We start from the raw sequence: 21,945 nt of genomic DNA, 5'->3' as shown, positions 1-21,945 counted from the left end.
CATGGTCCGCGTCCTGGTGACGAGGCCGGAGCCCGGCGCGTCGCGCACGGCACGACGCCTCGAAACCTTGGGATTCCGGCCGATCCTGCTGCCATTGACCGAGACGAGCGGCTTGCCTGTCGAGACGAGCATCGGCGGCGAGAGCGTCGCGGTCGCCGTCACCAGCGCCAATGCGGTGCGGCATGCGCCCGGGGCGCTGATCGCGGCGCTTGCGAGCCTGCCTTGCCACGCGGTTGGCAAAAGGACGGCCGAAGCCTGCCGCGCAGCGGGGTTCCTCTCCGTCACGGAAGGTCCGGGTGACGCCGAAGCGCTGGCCGACGCCATCGCCGGCGGCCTTGGCGGCAAGGCAATCGTTTATCTGTGCGGCCGCGTCCGCTTCCCGGTATTCGAGCGGCGGCTGGCGGCGGCGAGCGTGCATGTCCAGGCGATCGAGACCTACGACACGACAGGTGTCGACTATGGCGATGCCGACGTGGTCGCCCGCCTGTCGAGCCATCCGGTCGAGGCGGCGCTACTCTATTCGGCCAAGGCCAGTGCCGCGCTGGTCGACCTGGCAACGCGGCCAGCCCTGCGGCATCTATTTGGAAAAACAGAATTTTTAGCGCTTTCGGCGCGTGTCGCCGAGCCGCTGCAGGGGATCGTCCGTCAACCGATCCGCATCGCATCCAAGCCCGAGGAAGATGCGCTGCTGGCGCTTTTGTCGCTGCCCTGCTGAGCCGCGTCATCACACCGCCCCCTTTTCACCGCTTGGTGATGTGCTAGAGCATCCTGACGCTCTGGACCCATTGATCCATCCTCAAGCCATTTTGCGGAGCCCAAGCATGGTCAAGACGCCGAAGATGCGACATTCGAAGACCCGGCGCGAGCCGGTGACCATCGAACTCGAGCCCGGCGCCGTCTCGCGAATCACCGACGAGGATGCCGCCAAGGCCGAGGCCGCGCAGACCGACGAGGCGAAGGCGCAAGAGGCCGCCGCTGCTTCGCAGCCGGAGGCGCCGGAAGAGCCGATTCATGCCGAGCAGGCCGATATCGAGCCGTGGGAGCATAGCGACGCCGCGCAGGCAGCGGCCGATAAATCAGAGGCCGGCAAGGACGAGCCGGAGGCGCCGTATCCCGGCGGTTCCGATGCGTCGAAGAGCCAGTCCAAGGGCTTCGAGTATAATTTTGAGGACGCCTCCGCGCCCGGCGCCGGCGCCTCCACAGAGAAGCCAAGCGAGACACTGAGCGAGGATCGCGTGCCGCAGCCTTCGCGCAAAACCGGCGTCAACGCCATCGCCGCGGGCGTCATCGGCGGCGTGATCGCGCTTGCCGGCGCCGGCCTGCTGCAGGCGGTCGGCATGCTTGGCGCGCCAGGCTCGGGCGGCGGATCCCTTGATGGCGTCAATGGCGAGATCGCTTCGCTGAAGAGCGAGATCGCGGCGCTGAAGGAAAGCGGCGACACGGGTGCGTCGGCCAAGGTCGACGGCCTGTCATCGGCGCTCGACCAGGTCAAGGCCGATGTAGCGGCGCTGAAATCCTCGGCCGGACAGAGCGGCGACGGCGCCGCGCTCAAGGCGCTCGGCGACAAGGTCGGCCAGATCGAGACAACCGTCGCCGGCCTGCAGAAGAACGGCAATGCGGCGCCGGCCGATCTCGGTCCGCTCAACGAGAAGATCGCCGGGCTCGACGCGCTGGTGAAATCGACCGGCGACGCGGCCAAGGCCGTGGACGGCCGGGTCGCCGCGCTGGAGCAGTCTCTGTCGCAGCTTTCCGGCAAGGTCGAGGCGCAGGCCTCGCAGCCCAAGATCGCGCTGGCGATCGCGGCCTCGGCGTTGAAGTCGGCGCTCGATCGCGGCGCGCCCTTCGCGACCGAGCTCGACACCTTCGCGGCGATCGCGCCGGACGCGCCCGAGCTCGCGGCGCTGCGCTCCTATGCCGAAAAGGGCGTGCCGACCCGCGCCACCATTGCTTCGGAGGCCGATGCAGCCGCCAATGCCATGGTCGAGGCGGCGACACCGGTCGACCAGAACGCCGGCTTCTTCCAGAGCCTGGTGTCGAGCGCGGAATCGCTGGTCAAGGTACGGCCGGTGGGGACTATCGAAGGCAAGGGCGTGCCGGAAACCGTGGCCCGCATGGAAGTGGCGGTCAACCAGGGCGACTACGCCAAGGCGCTCGGGGAATACGATACGCTGCCTGACGCGGCGAAAGCGGCCGGCGCCGATTTTGCCGGCAAACTGAAGGCGCGGCTGGACGTCGAAAAGCAGCTCGAAGCGCTGATTGCCGGCGCGACGAAGACGTGAGGACGACAAGATGATCCGCCTCCTCGTCTTCCTCGCCGTCGTCTTCGCGCTGGGACTGGGCTTCGCCTGGCTGGCCGACCGCCCGGGCGACATGATCGTCACCTTCAACGGCTACCAATACCAGATCACGCTGATGGTGGCGGCGGTGGCGATCGTCGCCGTGGTCGCCGCGGTGATGATCGTCTGGTGGCTGATCAAGTCGCTGTGGAACAGCCCCTACACGATCTCGCGCTATTTCCGGGTGCGCCGCCGCGACCGCGGCTACCAGGCGCTGTCGACGGGCATGATCGCCGCCGGCGCCGGCGACAGCGCGCTGGCGCGCAAGAAGACCAAGGAGGCGGTCAAGCTGATCAACTCGGATCAGGAGCCGCTGATCAATCTGCTCGACGCCCAGGCCTCGCTGCTCGAAGGCGACCATAAAGGCGCGCGGGAAAAGTTCGAGCGTATGCTCGACGATCCCGAGATGCGGCTGCTCGGCCTGCGCGGGCTTTATCTCGAGGCCGAGCGCCTCGGCGACCGCAATGCCGCGCGCCACTATGCCGGCCGTGCGGCGGCGGTTGCGCCGCAGCTTGCCTGGGCGGCGGAATCGACGCTCGAGGAGCTGACCGAACGCGGCGACTGGGACGGCGCGCTGAAGCTGGTCGAGGCGCAGAAATCGACAAGGCAGATCGAGCGCGACGCGGCCAACCGCCGCCGCGCCGTGCTGCTCACCGCCAAGGCGCAGGCGCTGGTCGACAGCGATCCGAACGCGGCCCGCACCGCGGCGCTCGAAGCCAACAAGCTGGCGCCGGATTTCGCGCCGGCGGCGGTGATCGCCGCCGATCTGGTTATCCGGCAAAACGACGTGCGCAAGGGCTCCAAGATACTGGAGGCCGCGTGGAAGGCCGAGCCGCATCCGGATATCGCCGAGCTCTACACCCATGCCAGGCCGGGCGATGCCGTGCTCGACCGCCTCAACCGGGCGAAGAAACTGCAGGAATTGAAGAAGAATCACGCCGAGTCGTCCATGACCGTGGCGCGGGCGGCGCTCGACGCGCAGGATTTCGCCACCGCGCGGCGCGAGGCGGAGGCCGCGATCCGCATGGATCGCCGCGAGGGCGCCTATCTGCTGCTCGCCGATATCGAGGAAGCCGAGACCGGTGACCAGGGCAAGGTGCGGCAGCTGCTGTCGAAGGCCGTGCGCGCCCCGCGCGATCCGGCCTGGGTGGCGGACGGCGTCATCTCCGAGCGTTGGGCGCCGGTGTCGCCGGTCACCGGCAAGCTCGACGCCTTCACCTGGCGCGCGCCGATGGAACGGCTTGGCCAGCTGATCGACAGCGAGACGGACGTTGCGGTGCCGGCGATCACCGCTGCGCCGCCCGCCGCACCCGCTGAAAAGGCGATCGATATTGTTGCCTACGCGCCCGCCGAGAAGCCGGTGCCGGCGAATGGCGGCGAGAGGGACGCGGCCGTTGCGGAAGCCGTCAGCGAAGCTGCAACCACCGGGCGGGGTTCGGAATTACCGCCTTTGCCGGACGATCCAGGTGTCGCGCCGGAAGAAGAAGCGGATAAATCGCCGCGCCGGTTTCGTTTGTTCTGAGGTCGGGTTTTGGTAGGCAGGGAAAAGGTGTCGATGTTCGAGCGTGTGTTGTCTTTCCTGAGAGATCTGCCGGCTGCCGGCCATGCCAGGCCGAGCGCCGACGATCCGCGCGTCGCGGCCTCGGCGCTGCTCTACCATGTGATGAACGCCGACGGCGTGCGCCAGGACGTCGAATGGGAGCGGTTCAAGGAGATCCTGGCCGAGACCTATTCGGTGAGCGGCGAGGAGCTCGACGCGCTGGCCGCGGCTGGCGAGCGCGCCGACAATGAGGCGATCGACCTCTACGCCTTCACCAGCGTGCTCAAGCGCGATCTCGACGCCGAGGCGCGCAAGGCCTTCATCGGCCTGATGTGGGAAATCGTCTATGCCGACGGCGAGCTGCACGAGCTCGAGGACAACACGGTCTGGCGGGTCGCCGAGCTGATCGGCGTCGAGCGCCATGACCGCATCGAGGCGCGCCAAAAAGCGGCGGCCGAGGCGCCCGGCGCCAAGGGCAAGTCGAGCGACGAATAACAGGACCCTTCGCCTTCCATGCCATCAAGACCGAGGCCGAGAGCAAGAATCCTGATCGTGCTGCATCAGGAGAATTCGAGCCCCGGCCGCGTCGGCCACATGCTCCTGGAAGAAGGCTTCGATCTCGACATCCGCAGGCCGCCGCTCGGCGACGGGCTGCCCTGCACGCTGGACGATCATGCCGGCGCTGTGGTGTTCGGCGGGCCGATGAGCGCCAATGACGAGGACGAGTTCGTCCGCCGCGAGACCGACTGGCTGCAAATCCCGCTCAAGGAGAACCGGCCGTTCCTCGGCATCTGCCTCGGCGCGCAGATGCTCGCCAACCATCTCGGCGGCAAGGTCGAGGGCCATGGCGAGGGCCTGGTCGAGATCGGCTGGTATCCGCTGAAGGCGACCGAGGCCGGCAAGAAACTGCTGCACTGGCCGGAGATGGTCTACCAGTTCCACCGCGAAGGCTTTTCGCTGCCGAAGGAAGCGACGCTGCTGGCGACGGCGGAGACCTATCCCAACCAGGCCTTCCGCTATGGCGAGAATGCCTGGGGCATCCAGTTCCACGGCGAGCTGACCCGGATGATGATGCAGCGCTGGGTGGTGCGCGGCGCACATCGCTTCGAATTGCCAGGCGCCCAGCCCGGCCGCGACCACCTCGGCGGCCGGCTGATCTGGGACATGCACCTCAAACGCTGGCTGAGCGAGTTTTTGGCGTTGATTTTTGGCCGGCCGGCCGTGGGGTAGAGTAAGAGCCGATTGCTTTAACGGCCGAGCCTGACCCAGAGACGCCTTACATCTACTGAGATGTGGACAGCTGCTCTGCGATCGATGAACGAGGCGCTGGGGGCAAACGTCCGTTCCGTTCGCTAACAATCGTCTCGCGAATCGCCGCTCATAGTGTCCGCTCTTCGAGTCAGCGCCACCGGTCCGCTCCCGGGGTGACCGCTGGAGATGCCAGCGCGTCGATGTTGGGTTAGCATCCACTCGCGAGGTGAACATGACATTCGAAGGCACGACCAAAGAGCAAAGGCAGAAAGCGGCAGCCACTATCCTAGCCGATATGGAGGAACTGGCTGCTCGAATGCGGGCGATCATCGCCGTGCAGCCCCCGCATGACCTCCTGGGATACATCCAAGCGCAGCGCGTACTGAAGTCCATGGTTGCCTCGGACGAGGAAAGCCAACGAGACATAGAGGAGGGGCCTGGCGATGTTGTCAACGACACCCAATTCTTGCTCGAATATGTCCATGCTGTACTCGCGTCAGACAGCGACGTTTCCGAGGGCGCGTTCGACGAGGCTGCTTGTGTGGAGCTCGCGGAACTCGGCAAAAAGCTCAGAATGCAGTCTATTGTTCACGCCATGGCCACCTCTGTGGATGTCAAGGATGGCGCCTTTGGACCGAACACAGGCGAGCTTCAGTTTCGGGCAAAGTCCAATTGGGTAATGCTGCGGGGCAACCGCTACCAAGTCCTTGAGGGTGAGTTTTTCGCATACGTGCTGGCCCCTCACGACGACATGCTACGCGATGCCTATGGCGTAGGCGCAGGCGAAATCGCCTTGGGCTTCCGGGACATGGCAGACGCGGCCCGCGCCGGTCACGCGAATGCTTTTGATGAAGTCGCAAAACACTTCGATGCCGCACAGGCCTATGCAGATGAGCGGGGCAAGTCGTTTGAAGACGTGGCGGAGGATTGGGCGAGGGAACATGCCGAGGAAATGAGGGTCGCCGCATTGGCCATGGACAACATGGTCAGGGGCGGCACCAGCAACGTAAGCCGTCATACCAAACTGCCAAAAGAGCTATTGGCCGACCTCGCATACCGGCGTGGCGAGGATACAGAGTTTTTCGCCCCGGGTCCGTATACGGGGACGCCGTATCGGACACTACCGGCTCGAAAAAGGCCGCTGATTCAGTTGGGTGAGGACTACTATGCCGTAGACCCATGTTTTGCTCGTGACGCCGGGTATCGGGCCCTTCTTTGGAATCTCCTCAACCGGAAACCAGAGTATAAGAAGACGTTTGAAGAGCGTCAAAAGACCCTTGGTGAAGCAGCGTTCGCTGATCTTCTGTCGGCGCAACTGCGCGGCGCGACGGTTCATCAGGAAGTCTATTATCGAGACCCTATCAGCAAGCAATGGGTAGAGAATGACACCCTCATTCTCGTTGACGACGTCCTGTTTCTCGTTGAGGCAAAAGCCGGCGCCGCTGCTACTATCGCTTCTCCGGCCCTCGACTTTGATAGACACGCTCAGGCGGTACAGGACTTAGTGATCAAGGCCTATCAACAGTGCAAACGCTTTTTTGATTACCTGAACTCAGCGGACGAGGTACCTATCTTTTCGCGGACCGGCAAGAAGTACGTCGAGCGCGGTCGCCTTCGGCGCGCGGAATACCGAGCCATGTTTCCCATCGGCCTCACCGTGGAGTCGTTTACTCCGTTTTCGACCTATTGCAAGGAACTGCCCGAGATCGTGCCCTTGCTGGGCCAGCATGCCTTCATCTCCCTATCCATTGACGACCTGTTTGTACTGCGACGTTTCCTGCCGACTCTTGGCGAATTTGCGCACTACATGGAGGTGCGGCAGGCCGTGGCGGGGATTCGCGGTGCCCACCTGTTTGACGAGCTGGACCATCTCGGTGCCTATCTTTCAAAGAACCGCTTCGACATGGAGATTGCCGAGCAACAGCAGGGTGCGCAGCGACCCAAATTGATAATCTGGGACGGCATGAGCGAAAAGGTGGATCGGCACTTTGAGGGGGAAGACTGGGAAACTCGTCCAGTACCAACGCAGGGGTATCCCGATGAGGTTCTGCGGATACTCGATGCCTTAGATAGGACACGAGCACCGGGCTGGCTTTCGGGGGATAGTCATATTCGCAACTACGCCGAGGAAAGCCGCGTCGATCTTGCGCAAACCCTGAAGAAGTGCAGCGGAACGCTTAGCGAAAATCCAGCACGCTACTTCCTAATCGCAGGTGATCCGCCCCTGTTTTTGTGGCTTCAACGTGCAGATCCCCTCTTGACTGGGCGCTGATGCAGGACAAGGCCAGTGCTGCGAGTCTTGCTGTGCAGGCAACGAACACCGTCGGCCTTATCGTGGCGGCGCACACGGCTGGTGATGTTGTTGATGCTCGTCGGTTTGACGTCTCTGTCCCCAAAGCGAGAACTGTAGATAACGCCCATATTTACGAAGATGCAAAGCGCATGTCCGGTCGTGCCAAGAAGCTAAAGCTATAGAAACCATCGTCCCTCGCCCAAACACTGGCGCGCATCGCTTCGAGCTGCCCGGCGCCCAGCCCGGCCGCGACCATCTCGGCGGCAGGCTGATCTGGGACATGCACCTCAAGCGTTGGCTGAGCGAGTTTCTGGGGCTGATTTTTGGCCGGCCGGCCGTGGGGTAGAGCAAAACCGATTGCCCTGAACGGCCGAGCTTGACCCGACCTGCACCTGTCTCCGCGCCTATCTGCTCGTTGCTTGCGGATCCCGGGCCGAAGGCAGGCTGGCCTTGAGGAAGCGGTGCCAGGCGCCGCCGAGAACCAGCGCGGTTTCGGCCTCACCGAACCCGGCCGGGAGAAGACCTTCCGACAGCTTCGCAAAATCGAGGTTCGATCTGAACCAGGATGGCTGACCCGGAAAGCTCGCGGTCGCCTGGATCTCGCGGGTCCAGCGGCCCTCGCGCATCCAGCGCACGACGCTGTCGGGCTGGTCCTGGCAGAGATCCGAGCCGATGCCGAGATGATCCGCCCCCATGATCCCGGCCGCTTCGGCAGCCATCTTTCCGAACTGCTCCAGCGTGGTGTCCGAGCCGTTCGGGAGGTGCAGCGGATAGAGCGAAAGGCCGAGCAGCCCCTCCTTTGCGCGCAATGCCTGCAATACGGCCCTGGAGACATTGCGGTTGCTGTCGCGCAGCCAGCGCGGATTGGCGTGGCTGATGACCACCGGCCGCTCCGAGAGCGCGATCGTTTCCAGCGCGGTCCGCTCGCCTGCGTGCGACAGATCGATGATCATGCCGAGCCGGTTCATCTCGGCGATGGCCTCGCGCCCCATCCGCGTCACGCCGCTATCCTCCTTCTCCATCCAGCCGCAGCCGAGCAGCGACTGGTTGTTGTAGGTGAGCTGCATGAAGCGGATGCCGAGATCGAAGAGCATTTCGATCAGGCCGATGTCGTCCTCGATCGGCATCGGATTCTGCAGGCCAAGCAGGATCGCCGTGCGGTTCGAGGCCCGCGCGCGCTCGATGTCGCCGGCATCGCGCGCCAGAAGGATCAGGTCCGTATTGTCGCGAAGCCAAGTGCGCCAATCGACGAGATGGCGCACCGTCTCGCGAAAACCTTCGTGATAGCCGACCGTGGCGTGGACCGCGGTCAGCCCGCCCCGGCGCATCTCCTCGAAAATTTCGCGCGACCAGTTGCAGTATTGCAGCCCGTCGATCAGTACTCGCGGCGCGTCGCTGGTCATTCGGCCACGCCCGCGTGGATGTAGGACGTCTTGACCTGCGTGTAGAACTCGACCGCGGCGCGGCCCTGCTCGCGCGGGCCGTAGCTGGAGGCGCGAAGGCCGCCGAACGGCACGTGGTAGTCGGTGCCGGCGGTGGCCAGGTTGACCATGACGCAGCCCGAGCGAGAGGCGTGGCGGAATTTCGTCGCGCGCGCCAGCGAGCGCGTGGCGATGCCGGCCGTCAGCCCGTAAGGCGTGTCGTTGGCCAGCAGGATCGCCTCGTCGAGATCGTCGGCGGCAATGACGCAGGTTATCGGCGCGAACATCTCCTCCTGGTTGATGCGCATGCGCGAGCGACCGTTGAGGAACACGGCAGGCGCCATGTAGTGGCCACGATGCGCCAGGTCGAGCGCTTCGCCGCCGGTCGCAAGCTCCGCTCCTTCGTTTATGCCGAGGGTCACATAGTCAAGATTGGCCGAGAGCTGCTCGGCGCTGCCGACCGGCCCCATCTGGACGCCGGCCGCAAGCGCATGGCCGACCTTGAGGGCTTTGGTTTTCACCAGCAGCTTGTCGACGAAGGCGTCGTGGATCGGCCGATGGACGATCAGGCGGGATGCCGCCGTGCATTTCTGCCCGGTGCCGCCAAAGGCGCCGTTCACGGCAAGGTCGACGGCGCGGTCGAGGTCGGCATCGTCCATGATCACGAACGGATTCTTCGACCCCATTTCGAGCTGCAGCTTCACGAAGCGTGCGGCGGCCAGCGCCGCGATGCCGGAACCGATGGCACCGGAGCCGGTGAAGCTCAACCCTTGTATGTCGGCATTGGCGGCAAGTTCGCGGCCGATCGTCGATCCCGATCCCATGACCAGGCTGAACAGGCCTTTCGGGATCGCCTGCCGGCTGATGATCTCGGCCAGCGCCCAGGCGCTGGCCGGGGTGATGCTGGCCGGCTTCCAGACCACGGCATTGCCGAAGGCGAGCGCCGGCGCGATCTTCCAGGACGCGGTGGCGATGGGGAAATTCCACGGCGAAATGATCGCGACGACGCCGAGCGGTTCGCGCTCGATCAGAACGTCCACGCCAGCCCTGACGGAATCGGCCGAGGAGCCGAGATTGCGCAAGGCTTCAGCCGCGAAATAGGTGAAGAACTGGCCGGCGCGATGGACCTCGCCGACGCCCTCGGGAAGGGTCTTGCCCTCCTCGCGCGAAAGCAGTTCGCCAAGCTCCTTCGAGCGCGCCATCAGTTCGCGACCGATGGCGTCCAGAACGGCGGCTCTCGCTTCGAGCCCGGCCGCCGCCCATTCCCATTGCGCGCTTTGCGCGGCCGCCACGGCGTCGTGGACGTCGGACGGCCGCGCCTGGGCAAAGCGCCCGACGATGTCGGTCACGTCGGAGGGATTGACGTCCTCGACCCAGTCGGCGCCGTCGCGCCATTCGCCTGCAACGAAGTTCTGACCGTTCAGCATCGTGTTCGACCTGCATCAATTCGGTTGACAACGACCTAACCAATGCTGTGAACTTCAATCAAGCTCAATTTTTGGCACAAATGTTCAGGCAAGCTTAACAGTGACCAAAACCATCAGCCTGACCGGCATGCGCAGCTTCGTCGCGGTCTGCGAGACCGGCGGCGTGCGCGCCGCCGCCGACCAGATCGGCCGCACGCCGTCAGCCGTGTCGATGACCTTGAAACAGCTGGAAGACGATATCGGCGCGCCGTTGTTCGAGAGCGAGCGCAAGGGCGCGCTTTCGCCGGTCGGCCGCATCGTGCTCGACGAGGCGCGCGCCATGATCGCGCATTACGACCGCGCCTGCCTGGCAATGACCAGCTATGCGGCGGACCGGCAAGGCCGCTGCGACGTTGCCAGCGTGCCTTCGGTCGCCGTCACCTTGCTGCCGCGCGCGATCGCCCAGCTTCGCGCCGAGGGCAGCCGGTTCGACATCCACGTCCGCGACAGCGATTCCAGCGCCATCGTCGACGCAGTCGAAAACGGCATGGTGGAAGTAGGCCTATGCGTGCTCGCCACCAGGCGGCCGCAGCTCAGCTTCGAGCCGTTGTTCCACGAGCCGCTCGATTTCGTCTGCCCTGCCGATCATCCGCTGGCAAAATCCAAGCGCCCGTTGAAATGGGCGCAGCTCGACGGCGAGGGCTTCATCCGCAATGGCGCCGCCGCGGCGCTCGGGCTTGCCGAGACCGAGGCGCTCGCCGCCGGCTCGAAACTCACCGCGACCAATGTGAGCTCCAACCTGGCGATGGTGGAGGCCGGGCTCGGCGTCACCATCCTGCCCCGGCTCTGCCGCTGGAAAAGCAGCCATGACGTGCGCTTCGTTCCTCTTGCCGACCCGCGCTCGAGCCGGACCGTCGGCTGGATCGCCAAGGAGGGCCGCAACCTGCAGCCGGCATCGCTGCGATTCATCGAATGCATTCGCCTACAGACGCGGGCGAGCGAAGGAGAGTTCGGCTATGCGGCGGCATGATTGGTGGTGACCGGATGACGCGCCTGACGCAAGCCCGCATCGAGACGCTCGCCCGCACTGCGCTGCTGCGCCACGGCGCCAGCGAGCGCCAGGCCGAGGCTCTGGCCGCAGCCATCGCGGCAGCCGAGCGCGACGGCCTGAAGTCGCATGGCCTGATGTACCTGCCGACCTATTGCGAGCATTTGACCTGCGGCAAGGTGCTGGGACAGGCCGAGCCGCGCTTGACGCGTCCGGCTCCGGCGGTCGTCGCCGTCGATGCCGGCAACGGCTTTGCGCACGCGGCCATCGCCACCGGCCTGCCGGCGCTGATCGAGGCGGCGCGCTCGCAAGGCGTGGCGGCGCTGGCCATCCGCAATTCCTACAATTGCGGCGCGCTCGGCTATCACACCGAAAACATCGCCCGGGACGGCATGGTCGGTCTGGGCTTCACCAACGCGCCGGCCTCGATCGCGCCCTGGGGCGGCCGCAAGGCGGCCCTCGGCACCAATCCGTGGTCGCTGGCCGTCCCGGACGGGCACGGCGGCGCGCGCTTCGTCATCGACCAGAGCGCCAGCGTCGTCGCCAAGAGCGAGGTCATCAAGCGGGCCCGCGCCGGCGAGCCGATCCCGCCCGGCTGGGCTTTCGACGCAAGCGGCAAGACGACCACCGATGCCGGCGAAGCGTTGAAGGGCACGATGGCGCCGGCAGGCGCCTACAAGGGCGTCGGCTCCGCCTTGCTGGTGGAGATCTTTGCCGCATGCCTGACGGGAGCGAACCCCGGGCTTGTCGCCAGCCCCTTCTCCGGCACGGCCGGAGGTCCGCCTGGAACCGGCCAGTTCTTCCTGGCGGTCTCGCCCGAGGCGACATCGGCCGGGACATTCGCGGACAATCTGGAAACCGTCGCCGGCGCTTTCACCGGCGATACCAGGCTTCCGGGCACAAGGCGCTTCGGCGCGCGCGAACAGAACACCAGAGACGGCATCGAGGTAGCGGCGGAAACGCTTGCCACCTTGGAAAAGCTCGCAGGGACCGCCGCATGACGGTGATCGCGCTGCGCCCGCCCGAGATCGTCATGCGCCTGCAGCGGCTGGGCGCCGCGCATCCGACGCGGCTCAGTTTTCTGCGCCAGCTGATCCGCCGCGCCACCAGGGAGAAATGGCGTGTGCGCAAACACCTGTTCGACCTGAACGACCAGGGGTTCGGACGCGCGGTCTATGCGGTCGAGACACTGGGAAGGACCTATAGCCTGGTCGCGTTCTCGACCCCGCTCGACGACGAGAAGCGGTCCGACCGGGTGATCGCGCAGGCCTGGGACACGAGCTACGTGCTTTACGACGGATTGCCGGACGCCGCCGAAATCGCGCGGCTGGAAGCGAATGCGCCGCTGCAGGAGGCAGGCCGCTACACCAGAAGCGAACTCGTGCTGGCGCGCGCCAACAAGAGCGTGCGGCTGTTCGAGGAAGTCGCCGCGGCACTGGCACAGGGACGACAGCCGCATGAGGAGCAGTTGCTCGGCGTCGGCTATCTGCTGCGCACCACGGCGGTTTACGGCAACGGCAAGTTCGGCATCGCCGACCGCGACGAGATCGCAACACGGCCGGAGCTTGCGGGATCCTTCCAGGCGGAAATGCTCACCGTCTGGCTGATCCGATCCTTCACGCTCGATCTTGTCGACCACATCGCCTATCGCCGCAATCCGGCCGGCGCGGCAAGGCTGGCGCCGGATTTGCGCCGAGCGCTCGGCGTGGGCAATGCGACGGGACTCGGGATGGCGCCGTTTCTCGTGCGCCATCCGTTGTTGACGCATAGCTGGTTCCTGGCCCGCGAAACCGCGCTGGCGCGGGTGCGCGCCGAACCGCAAGCCGGCGCGCCGGAACGAGACGTTTTCTTGAAGGCGCTCGCCGATCTGCGGCAGCGCGTGGCTCGCTGGCACAGCGACGATGCCCGCCAGGCCGCCGCGACCTTGTCGCTGGCCGCCGATCTCGACGCGCTGGCCGAAAACCTCGACCGGCTTCTGGCGCAGCCCCGCCCCTGGGATGCGCTCTATCGCTTCGCCGAAGAGCATTTGTCGCTCGAGGGGCAGGAGGCCTGCTTATCGCTGATCCTCGAGCCGCACGGTGCCCTGATTGACGAACTCGGCGACACGATGCAGGCCGACGAGACGCCCGGCCATGCCATTGACGGCGCCATGAGCTGCGCCTCACTTCGTCAGGCGCTTGTCGACTCCTATTCCTGGGCGGCCAAGGTCGACTTCGCTGAGCCGTCCGCCAACGCGCGCTTCTGGTATGTCTCGGCGGAGAAGCTCGAGCCCCGGCTCGGCGAGCGCTTCGAGGAGGACGGCGCCGATCTCGAACAGCCTTTGGCCACCGCGCGCGACGCGCTCAGCCTGGCCGCCGCGCTGGCGCAGGAGCCACCCACGGCCAGTGTCGCGGACTTTCTGCTGCGCTGGCCCGAATGGCGCCACGCGGTGCGGCGGGCCCAGATCGTCGCCAGGTTTCCCTATGCCGAGATCCACGACAATCTGATCGGCGCCGACTTGCGGCCCGTCGACATATTGCGCGCGAAGCTCGCTTTCTTCGGCGCGCGCAGCTTCGATCCGCGCTCCGACCGGTGGCTGCGGATCGCGCTGTTCAGCGGCGAGCCCCTGATCGAGGATGTCGCCGCCATGGCGCCGGCAGGAGAGGCGGCGTGATCGACCTGTCGCTCAACGAGGTGGAAACGCTGAGCACCAAGACGGCGCGGGGCGCCGGATTTTCATGGGGACTGGCCGAGGATATCGGCCGCGCGGCACGCCGGATCGCGGTCGAGGACGACAACTGGGGCGTAGCCATGCTGAGCCTTGCCGAAAACGCGCAGTCCTTCGCGGCGCCCGACCCTGCCCGGGCGGCGCGCTGGCGAAAAGGCGAGGCCGACAAGCCGGCCGAAACGCCGCTTTGCCCGATCCGAACCGCGGCTTTGCTGCTCGACGATCCGCTTCCAGCGAGCGCGCTGCCGCTGGCGATCATCGGTGTCGGCCTGCCTATCTGGCTCGACGCCATGCTGCGCCGCTCGGCCATGCGCGTAGCGCGGCCCGCGGGGCCGGTGACGCGCGCCGATGTCGTCATCGAACACCGCCCCGAAATCGGGCAGCAGCCGGCCGCGGGCCGGCGCGGCGCGATCGACGAGCGGACGCTTGCGGCGCTCAATTCCTTCGCCGCCAGAACTTATGTGCCGGAAAGCGAAGGGTCGCGTGTGCGTGGTGCCGGCGGCGGCCGGGTGGACGACGAATAAGGGGAGAAAAAAATGAGCGCAGCCGACGGCCAGAAGATCGCCATGCGCGGAGCGGGTTATTACTCGGCCAACACCGTGGGCGCCAAATACGTCATTGACAAGGTCGGCGATCTCGTCGTCGAGGCCGTCGCCGGCATGCCCCGGCTGGCCGACGGCCAGCCATTCGCCATCGCCGATTTCGGCGCGGCCGACGGCGGCACCTCGATGGACATGATGCGGCGGCTGGTCGGCGCCGTTCAGGAGAGGGAACCGGACCGGGCGATATCGATCACCTACACCGACCTGCCCCACAATGATTTCTCGACGCTTTTCCGGCTCAGCCAGGGACTGCTTGGCACCTCGACGGAGGTCCCGCTGGCCGAGACACCCGGGCTCTACATCTTCGGCAGCGGCACCAGCTTCTATCGCCAGATCGTGCCGGACAATTCGCTCTCGTTCGGCTTTTCCGCCACGGCGATGCACTGGATCAGCAAGCGGCCCTGCATGATCGCCGACCATGTCCAGGCTGTCGGCGCGACCGATGCCGAGCGGGCGCAGTTTCGGGCCCAGGGGCTGCGCGACTGGGAGACGATCCTGCTGGCCAGGGCGCGCGAGCTCAGGTCGGGCGGCAGGCTGGCGCTGGCCAATTTCTGCGTCGACGAAGAAGGGCGCTATCTCGGACACACGACCGGGGTCGATATGTTCGACGGCTTCGCGCGCCATTGGCGCGATCTGGCTCGGGCGGGGCGGATCAGCGAGACGGAATATGTCAACGCGACGTTCCAGCAATTCTACAAGACACCGGGCGAGTTCGCGGCACCCTTCCGCGATCCGGCTTCGCCGGTGTCGCAGGCCGGACTGAGGCTGGAAAACATCTTCACCATGGTGACGCCGTGCCCCTATGCCGAAGCCTTCCTGGTCCATGGCAATGCGCAGACCTTCGCCAGGGCCTATGTGCCGACGCTCCGCTCCTGGTCGGAAACCGTCTTTGCCAACGCGCTCGACCCCTCGCGTCCCGTGGCCGATCGTTCCGCAATCGTCGACGCTCTTTACGGCGCGTACGAAGCCGATGTCGCGCGCGCCCCCGAAGGCCATCGGATGGACTACGTCCACTGCGTGACGGAGATCGTCAAAGGATAAGTGGTACCGAGACCTATGCGCCCCGCACTTGCGCCTGGTCTCGGTCGCGGGACGTCAAGGAGGCGACGCCGAACTTCGCCCCGTTCGGTATCAGGTGCTTGTGCGAAATCCCCGGGGTTAAAGAATTTCAAGGCACTGGTTCAGCGGTAAGTTCCTGTATTTTCCCGAGGAGATTTTTGACAAGCAGCTGATAAATGCGCGTGAGTTCGTCCGGTGATAATTCAACTCTGATGTCGTACTTGCCGGAATAGTTCACCTGCAGATCAACGGTTCCGAACAGCGTCGTTGCGCCATCGCGAATGTCGGTCGCCACGGCCATGTTCGCCAATGGCTGATCCAGCAGAATGACGCCTGGTTCTCCGGGATGATTGTGCGTCGTCGTGCGTATTTTCACAACGTAACCCTCCTGTTAGGCACTGCCCAAAATAGAAGCCATCCCCTCAAAACGCGAGGAACAAAAATGGATGGTATCGGCGCGGCCACGAATCTGTGTTATGCGCCGCCCGATCAATCAAAGGACGACACCCTGTGAACGAACTGACCGTGGCCGAGGCGACCGAAAGCATCTACGCCTCACTCCGAGCGGACAATGCCGACATCGACGCCCATATCGCGGCACTCAAGGCAGCGCTGGCGCGAGAGGGGAAAAAACAGGCGGTGTTCGATCCAACCAGGCTGGTGCAGAACAACCGCGCGGGCCGCAAGCTGATGCAGGCCTATTTTCGGCAGCGTGGCGTTAGCGTCAGCTTTTCGGAGTAGAAGCTGCTCCTATCTCATTGAGCGACGGCGGCGCCTGATTGGCCCGAGCCCGGACCAGCAGCCTAGATCCAGAACTTTGTCAGTTGCGGCTGTTCAGATGCCGCACCTGGCGCAGCGCCGGGAACAGATAGGCCCACAGGCCGGCGACGGCGATGGCGCCGATGCCGCCGATCACCACTGCGGGAACCGTGCCGATCAGCGCCGCCATCGTGCCGGCGCGGAATTCGCCGACCTCGTTGGAGGCGCCGACAAAGACCTGGTTGACGGCGTTGACGCGGCCGCGCACCTCGTCCGGTGTCCAGAGCTGGATCAGCGTCTCGCGGATATAGACGCTGAACATGTCGGTGGCGCCGAGCAGGGCGAGCGCCACGATCGACAGCCAGGTGATGGTCGAGACGCCGAACAGCACGGTGAAGGCGCCGAACAGAGCGACGAAGCCCAGCATGATCTTGCCGGCATGGTCGCGGATCGGATGGCCGGCAAGCCAGACGGCGACGCAGATGGCGCCGATGCCCGGCGCCGAGCGCAACAGGCCGAGCCCCCAGGGGCCGAGCTCCAATATGTCGCGCGCATAGACCGGCAGCAGCGCCGAGGCGCCCGACAGAAGCACGGCGAACAGGTCGAGCGAGATCGCGCCGAGCACGATCTTCTCGCCCCAGATATAGCCGAAGCCGGCAAACAGCGTCTGCATCGTCGGCTTGTCGGTGGCCGTCTGCTGGGCGGGCTTGGGAATGGTGAAGATGAGCGCGGCCGCGGCGAGCATCAGCACCGCGGCTGTAGCGTAGGCGACTTCCGCCGAAACGCCGTAGAGCAGGCCGCCGGCGACCGGGCCGACGATGGTCGCCGTCTGCCAGGCCGACGAGTTCCAGGCGATCGCGTTGGCGAAATCCTCCTGCGGCACGAGATTGGCGAACAGCGAGGAGGAGGCCGGGCCGTAAAAGGCGCGGGCGATGCCGAACATCACCAGCACGATGAAGATCGGCAGAGGGCTGGTCAGGCCGCGCAGCGTCAGAAGCAGCAGGGCCAAGGCGCAGCCGGCCTCGATCAGAGTCGCCAGGGTCATGATCAGGCGGCGGCCGAAGCGGTCGGCGACCACGCCCGTGACCAGGACCAGAAGCAGCGAAGGCAGGAACTGGACGATGCCGACAACGCCGAGGTCGAACGGGTCGCGGGTCAGGTCATAGACCTGCCAGCCGACGGCGACCGACACGATCATGGTGGCGAAGGTCGTGAGGAAGCGCGCCGTCCAATAGCTGAGGAACGGGCGGTGGCGGAAAGCAGCGTAGCGCTGCTCCGGCGATATTTGTTCTGCGGTCATGGAGATAGGCCCCGTTTCGAAAAACACTGGCCAGCGGGGCACTTCCCGAATGGGCGCTGTTCTGGCCAATGAAACTTAATAAAGTTCGCGGCGCATATGCTTCAAAATCGAGTTTGGATCAAGGGCTTTTGGACTTTTCAGCCGATTGCACGAGGAAGTTACCGCCTTAAAGCAGCCGAGATGGCCGCCAACCCGCCGCGCAACTCCGCTTCCTTCGGCCAGCCGAAGCCGAGGCGGAAGAAGCGTTTCGGCATCTCGAACCAGTGGCCGGGACCGACATAGGTGCCGTGCTGCTCCAGCAGCCTTGTGTAGAACTTGTCGAGGTCGAAGCCGGCATCGACGTTGAGCCGCGGGAAGCCGACGACACCACCTTGCGGCCGCACCCAGTCGACGAGAGGCTCGCCTTCGATCCAGACCTGGACGATGTCGCGGCGCCTGGCCATTTCGGGGAGAAGCGAGGCGAGAAAGGCGTCACGGCGTTCGAGCGTGGTGCGCGCGATCGCCTCGTCGATGACGCTGCCGCAAATGCCGATCTGCTCCTTGGCGGCGAGGAAGATTTCCTGCAGCTCCGGATCGCGGGTCACCAGCCAGCCGATGCGGATCCCCGGAATGCCGAACGCCTTGGACAGCGAGCAGACGCTGATGGCGCTTGGGCTGAGCGAGGCCGCCGCGGGCAGGCGTTCGCCGTAGGAGAGGTCGCGATAGGTCTCGTCGACCAGCAGCCGGCACTTGTGATGTTCGGCGAGCGTAATCAACGCGTCGAGATCGGCGCGTATCATCATCGTGCCGGTCGGGTTGTGCGGGCAGGTGACGCTGATCAGTTTCGTGTTCGGCCGCAGCTCGGCCGTGAGGCGTTCGATATCGATGGCAAAGCCCTGGTCGAAATCGAGATCGACATAGGAGATGGCGCAGCCGATCGCCTTGGGTGTCTCGATGTTGGTGGCGTAGTTCGGCCGCACGACCACGAGATGATCGCTGGCCGACAGAAGCGACGTGGCGATGATGAACAGCGCGCCGGCCGCGCCCGCGGTCACCAGCACATCGTCGGGAGAAAGGCCCCTGTCCTGCCCGGCGATCAGCGCCCGCAAGTCCTTGTCGCCGCGATGCTCGCCATAGAACAAGGTGAGGTCGGGCAGCGCGAGGCCGATGTCGGACAGTTTCTGGTCGGCGATCGAGCTCTCGGAAAGGTTGTAGCGGATGCGGCCGTAGCCGTATTCCTCCGGCGCTTCCTTCTCGATCACCATCCTGGCGTAGTTCATGGCTATGTCCCCCAGCGGTTGATCGTTCATGGAAACGACAAACCGATCGTCCTGTCTGCAATTCCGGACGCTTCACGCTTTTCCTGGAATTGCTCTGGTCTCCGGCCGTATCCAAGCCATAAAAGCAGGAAGCCTGCCAGGGCGGATTCCTCGGCAGGCTTGCTTAAACCATTGGTGCAGGCGCGTTATTTCAGGCCGTCGCCTTGGCCTTCCTGCCCTTTGCGGGCTTCGCCGGCACCGGTTCCGCCTTGCGGCCGAGGCCGATCGACTTGGCGAGCTGCGAGCGCGACGCCGCGTAATTTGGCGCGACCATCGGGTAATCCACGGGGAGGCCCCATTTGGTGCGGTAGGCTTCGGGCGTCAGGCCGAAATGCACGCCGATATGGCGCTTCAGCGATTTGAACTTCTTCCCGTCCTCGAGGCAGATGATGTAGTCCGGCGTCACCGAGCGCCTGGGATTGACGGCGGGAACCGGCGGGGGCGCCGCGGGCTCCGCCGGCCGGCTTATCCCGCCGATCGAGGAGGCGACGCTGGCGATCAGTTCGCCCAGGCCCGAAGCAGGCAGGCGGTTTTTCGCGACATAAGCCGATACGATGTGAGCGGTGAGCTCGAGCAGGTCGACTTCCCTGGCTGTACTGGTGTCCTCGTCCACGTAGTCCCTCCATATTGCCGCAAGGCCGCGAAAACGCTGCGGTCTTCGCGGTGTGTAATGTCAAAGCGCCGCGAGCGTTGTTTTGCGAATCCGGAAAGGTGCTTGGCGCCGCAGGCCCGCGAATTCCTAGTCGGCAAATCTGCGCGACGCAATGATCTGTCGTGTCATTACACGCTGTTTTGAACAATTATACTGAAATGTAACAATATCAGACGATCAGCGCCTTGTCGCGCCATAGTCGAAATCCACCCGCGAAAGCGCGAGTGTTGTCGCCGCGCCGGGATTTTTCAGGCAATTCATCGAGCTTGTCGACATTGCCGCCGCCGATCACGACATAGTCCGGCTGCAAGGCGGCGCGAAGCCTGTCGACCACGTCGAATACGTATTTGCGCCATCTCTTCTTCCCGCGCTTTACCAGGCCGCGTTCGCCGACATAATCCTCGAAACTGGCGCCTTTTTTGTAGGGCAGGTGGGCAAGCTCCATGGGCTGCCCGACATTCTTGATGATCATGGCGGCGCCCAGGCCCGTGCCAAGGCCGAGGAAGAGCATGCGGCCGCCGTCATAGCTGCCGATCGCCTGCATCAGCGCGTCGTTGACGAGCTTCACCGGCTTGCCGAAGGCGGCGGTGAAATCATAGCCGTTCCAGCCCTTGCCGAGATTGAAGGGGTCGAGCGAGGGCTTGTTGTCGCGCACGGGACCGGGATAGCCCATCGAGATGACGTCGTAGTCCAGGTCCTCCGCCAGTTTCTTCACCGAAGCGACGACCTGGTCAGGGGTCAGGCTCGGCCCGGACGCGACGCGGCGCATCTCGCCGCCGGCGCTGGTGAGGATTTTTACATGCGAGCCACCGACATCGATGGCGAGCACGATCGGATCGCTGCTCGCCGCGGCGGTTTTTGCTGCCTTCGCCATCCCGTCCTCCCCGAAGTTACTTGCTCGGATTGATCCAGCCATCGGGCGGGCCGAAGCCGTTCATGGCATCGGCCGGCCCCCAGGTCTTGGGCGCATAGAGTGCCGGCGCCGTGGTGTCGCCAAGCACCGGCCCGACGATACGCCAGGCAAGCTCGGCCGCGTCCTGGCGCGTGAAGAGCTGGCCGTTGCCGTTCATGGCGTCGCCGATCAGCCGCTCATAGGGCGGCATGTCGCCCTTGGTGTCGTCGAGCGCGGTCAGCTCAACCTGCTCGCCGATCATGTCGTCGCCGGCGACCTTGCGCTGGGCGCCGATCGAAATCGCCACCTGCGGGTCGATGCGGAAGCGCACATAATTGGCGTCGCCCGGCTTGATCGGGTCGAAGACGTCAAGCGGCGGCCGCTTCATACGCACGATCACCTCGGTGGCGTGCACCGGCATGTTCTTGCCGGCGCGGATGAAGAAAGGCACGTCCTGCCAGCGCCATGTGTCGACGAAGAAGCGCACCGCCGCGAAGGTCTCGACCGGCGAGTTGGGCCTGACGCCCGGTTCGGCCAGATAGCCGTCGAACTGGCCACGCACGACATCGCCCTTGGTCAGCGTGCGAATGGCGCGCAGCACCTGCACCTTCTCGTCGATCAGGTCGTCGGCCGAGCGGCCGACCGGCGGTTCCATGGCCAAAAGCAGCAGGATGTTGAGCAGGTGGTTCTCGATCACGTCGCGGATGCAGCCGACATCGTCATAGAATTTGCCTCGGCCCTCGATGCCGAAATCCTCAGCCATGGTGATCTGGACGCTTTCGACGAAGTTGCGGTTCCAGATCGGCTCGAGGAAGGCGTTGGCGAAGCGGAAATAGAGGAGGTTCTGGATCGCTTCCTTGCCGAGATAGTGGTCGATGCGGAAGATCGACTGTTCGTCGAACACCAGATGCAGCACCCGGTTCAGCCAGCGCGCCGACTGCAGATCGTGGCCGAACGGCTTTTCCACCATCAGCCGCGCGCCGCGCGCGGTGCCGGACTGCTCCAGTCCTTGCACGACGGTTTCGAACATGGTCGGGGGGACGGCCATGTAGTGCAGCGGCCGCTGCGCGGAACCCAGCGCCGTCTTCAGCTTCTCGAAGGTCGCGCCGTCGCGGTAGTCGCCGCTGACATAGCGCAGCAGCGAGGCGAGCTTGGCGAAGACCTTGTCGTCGATCGAACCCAGCGCCGTGACGATGCCGTCGCGGGCGCGGTCCACCAGTTTGGGGAGTTCCCAGGGTTCGAAGGCGACGCCGATCACCGGCTCGGTCAGCGTCCCCTTGGCGACCATCTGGTAGAGCGCCGGGAAAATCTTCTTGTGCGCAAGGTCGCCGGTCGCTCCGAAAAGCACCAGCGTGTCGGACCTCTCCTGGCTCATGCCGTT

Annotated in this window: 21 protein-coding genes and 1 pseudogene; 14 read left to right on the top strand and 8 right to left on the bottom strand. The window is 65.0% G+C overall.

Annotated elements, in window-relative coordinates:
* The first annotated feature begins 1 nt into the window (after position 1).
* The 8 genes and pseudogenes from FJ424_RS22960 to FJ424_RS34130 form a co-directional block, all read left to right on the top strand.
* A complete protein-coding gene (locus tag FJ424_RS22960; protein ID WP_140658674.1) occupies positions 2-715 on the top strand; it encodes a uroporphyrinogen-III synthase in 714 nt (237 codons plus the stop codon).
* 106 nt (positions 716-821) lie between these two features.
* Positions 822-2,279, top strand: coding sequence for a COG4223 family protein (locus tag FJ424_RS22955; RefSeq protein ID WP_140658675.1), 1,458 nt, complete (start codon positions 822-824; stop codon positions 2,277-2,279).
* Positions 2,280-2,289: 10 nt separating this feature from the next.
* Positions 2,290-3,858: a heme biosynthesis protein HemY gene (locus FJ424_RS22950; protein ID WP_140658676.1), complete on the top strand. Its 1,569-nt coding sequence runs from the start codon at positions 2,290-2,292 to the stop codon at positions 3,856-3,858.
* A gap of 33 nt (positions 3,859-3,891) precedes the next feature.
* Positions 3,892-4,371, top strand: coding sequence for a TerB family tellurite resistance protein (locus FJ424_RS22945; RefSeq protein ID WP_140658677.1), 480 nt, complete (start codon positions 3,892-3,894; stop codon positions 4,369-4,371).
* 18 nt (positions 4,372-4,389) lie between these two features.
* Positions 4,390-5,106 (top strand): glutamine amidotransferase, encoded by a 717-nt coding sequence (locus FJ424_RS22940; RefSeq protein WP_140658678.1) that lies wholly within the window; start codon positions 4,390-4,392, stop codon positions 5,104-5,106.
* A gap of 253 nt (positions 5,107-5,359) precedes the next feature.
* The gene (locus FJ424_RS22935) at positions 5,360-7,399 is read left to right on the top strand and encodes a hypothetical protein (RefSeq protein WP_140658679.1); all 2,040 of its coding nucleotides are present in this window, start codon (positions 5,360-5,362) and stop codon (positions 7,397-7,399) included.
* Entirely contained in the window at positions 7,399-7,602 is a 204-nt protein-coding gene (locus FJ424_RS22930) for a hypothetical protein (RefSeq protein ID WP_140658680.1), read from the top strand. The genes FJ424_RS22935 and FJ424_RS22930 overlap by 1 nt, the downstream gene beginning before the upstream one ends.
* A 26-nt stretch (positions 7,603-7,628) precedes the next feature.
* Positions 7,629-7,766, top strand: a pseudogene (locus FJ424_RS34130) (GMP synthase); the annotation flags it as partial.
* Positions 7,767-7,824: 58 nt separating this feature from the next.
* Here the strand turns inward: FJ424_RS34130 and FJ424_RS22920 are convergent.
* Complete coding sequence (locus FJ424_RS22920; protein ID WP_140658681.1) at positions 7,825-8,823, bottom strand: membrane dipeptidase; 999 nt, start codon at positions 8,821-8,823, stop codon at positions 7,825-7,827.
* Positions 8,820-10,268: an aldehyde dehydrogenase family protein gene (locus FJ424_RS22915; RefSeq protein ID WP_140658682.1), complete on the bottom strand. Its 1,449-nt coding sequence runs from the start codon at positions 10,266-10,268 to the stop codon at positions 8,820-8,822. Before FJ424_RS22915 ends, FJ424_RS22920 begins: the two co-directional genes overlap by 4 nt.
* A gap of 100 nt (positions 10,269-10,368) precedes the next feature.
* On the opposite strand from FJ424_RS22915, the gene FJ424_RS22910 reads away from it, so the two are divergent.
* Genes FJ424_RS22910 through FJ424_RS22890 form a run of 5 tightly spaced genes read left to right on the top strand, consistent with a single transcriptional unit; the run spans position 10,369 to position 15,645 of the window.
* Positions 10,369-11,277 (top strand): LysR family transcriptional regulator, encoded by a 909-nt coding sequence (locus FJ424_RS22910; RefSeq protein WP_140658683.1) that lies wholly within the window; start codon positions 10,369-10,371, stop codon positions 11,275-11,277.
* Positions 11,278-11,291: 14 nt separating this feature from the next.
* Positions 11,292-12,296: an Ldh family oxidoreductase gene (locus FJ424_RS22905; RefSeq protein WP_140658684.1), complete on the top strand. Its 1,005-nt coding sequence runs from the start codon at positions 11,292-11,294 to the stop codon at positions 12,294-12,296.
* Complete coding sequence (locus FJ424_RS22900; RefSeq protein WP_140658685.1) at positions 12,293-13,948, top strand: hypothetical protein; 1,656 nt, start codon at positions 12,293-12,295, stop codon at positions 13,946-13,948. The genes FJ424_RS22905 and FJ424_RS22900 overlap by 4 nt, the downstream gene beginning before the upstream one ends.
* A complete protein-coding gene (locus FJ424_RS22895) occupies positions 13,945-14,526 on the top strand; it encodes a DUF3726 domain-containing protein (protein ID WP_181182159.1) in 582 nt (193 codons plus the stop codon). The genes FJ424_RS22900 and FJ424_RS22895 overlap by 4 nt, the downstream gene beginning before the upstream one ends.
* Before the next feature lie 12 nt (positions 14,527-14,538).
* Complete coding sequence (locus tag FJ424_RS22890; RefSeq protein ID WP_140658687.1) at positions 14,539-15,645, top strand: SAM-dependent methyltransferase; 1,107 nt, start codon at positions 14,539-14,541, stop codon at positions 15,643-15,645.
* 127 nt (positions 15,646-15,772) lie between these two features.
* On the opposite strand, the gene FJ424_RS22885 is transcribed toward FJ424_RS22890, so the two are convergent.
* Positions 15,773-16,039 carry a hypothetical protein gene (locus FJ424_RS22885; protein ID WP_140658688.1) on the bottom strand — a complete coding sequence of 89 codons (267 nt, stop codon included), beginning with the start codon at positions 16,037-16,039 and terminating at the stop codon, positions 15,773-15,775.
* 134 nt (positions 16,040-16,173) lie between these two features.
* Here FJ424_RS22885 and FJ424_RS22880 point away from each other — a divergent pair, with 134 nt between their 5' ends.
* Positions 16,174-16,404 carry a hypothetical protein gene (locus FJ424_RS22880; protein WP_140658689.1) on the top strand — a complete coding sequence of 77 codons (231 nt, stop codon included), beginning with the start codon at positions 16,174-16,176 and terminating at the stop codon, positions 16,402-16,404.
* Between the two features lie 79 nt (positions 16,405-16,483).
* Here FJ424_RS22880 and FJ424_RS22875 read toward each other — a convergent pair whose 3' ends face one another.
* The 5 genes from FJ424_RS22875 to zwf form a co-directional block, all read right to left on the bottom strand.
* On the bottom strand, positions 16,484-17,722 hold the full coding sequence (locus FJ424_RS22875; protein WP_140658690.1) for an MFS transporter: 1,239 nt from the start codon (positions 17,720-17,722) through the stop codon (positions 16,484-16,486).
* 158 nt (positions 17,723-17,880) lie between these two features.
* Entirely contained in the window at positions 17,881-18,981 is a 1,101-nt protein-coding gene (locus FJ424_RS22870; protein ID WP_140658691.1) for an aminotransferase class I/II-fold pyridoxal phosphate-dependent enzyme, read from the bottom strand.
* Positions 18,982-19,171: 190 nt separating this feature from the next.
* The gene (locus FJ424_RS22865; protein WP_140646091.1) at positions 19,172-19,633 is read right to left on the bottom strand and encodes a MucR family transcriptional regulator; all 462 of its coding nucleotides are present in this window, start codon (positions 19,631-19,633) and stop codon (positions 19,172-19,174) included.
* A 208-nt stretch (positions 19,634-19,841) separates the two neighbouring features.
* On the bottom strand, positions 19,842-20,546 hold the full coding sequence (locus FJ424_RS22860; RefSeq protein ID WP_140658692.1) for an ROK family protein: 705 nt from the start codon (positions 20,544-20,546) through the stop codon (positions 19,842-19,844).
* 16 nt (positions 20,547-20,562) lie between these two features.
* Entirely contained in the window at positions 20,563-21,939 is a 1,377-nt protein-coding gene (gene zwf / locus FJ424_RS22855) for a glucose-6-phosphate dehydrogenase (protein ID WP_140658693.1), read from the bottom strand.
* Between the last annotated feature and the right edge of the window lie 6 nt (positions 21,940-21,945).

It is taken from the genome of Mesorhizobium sp. B3-1-8, assembly GCF_006439495.1.
Taxonomy (GTDB): Bacteria; Pseudomonadota; Alphaproteobacteria; order Rhizobiales; family Rhizobiaceae; genus Mesorhizobium.
Note: the sequence above shows the minus strand (reverse complement) of the source record. Positions and strands in the feature narration are given on the sequence as shown.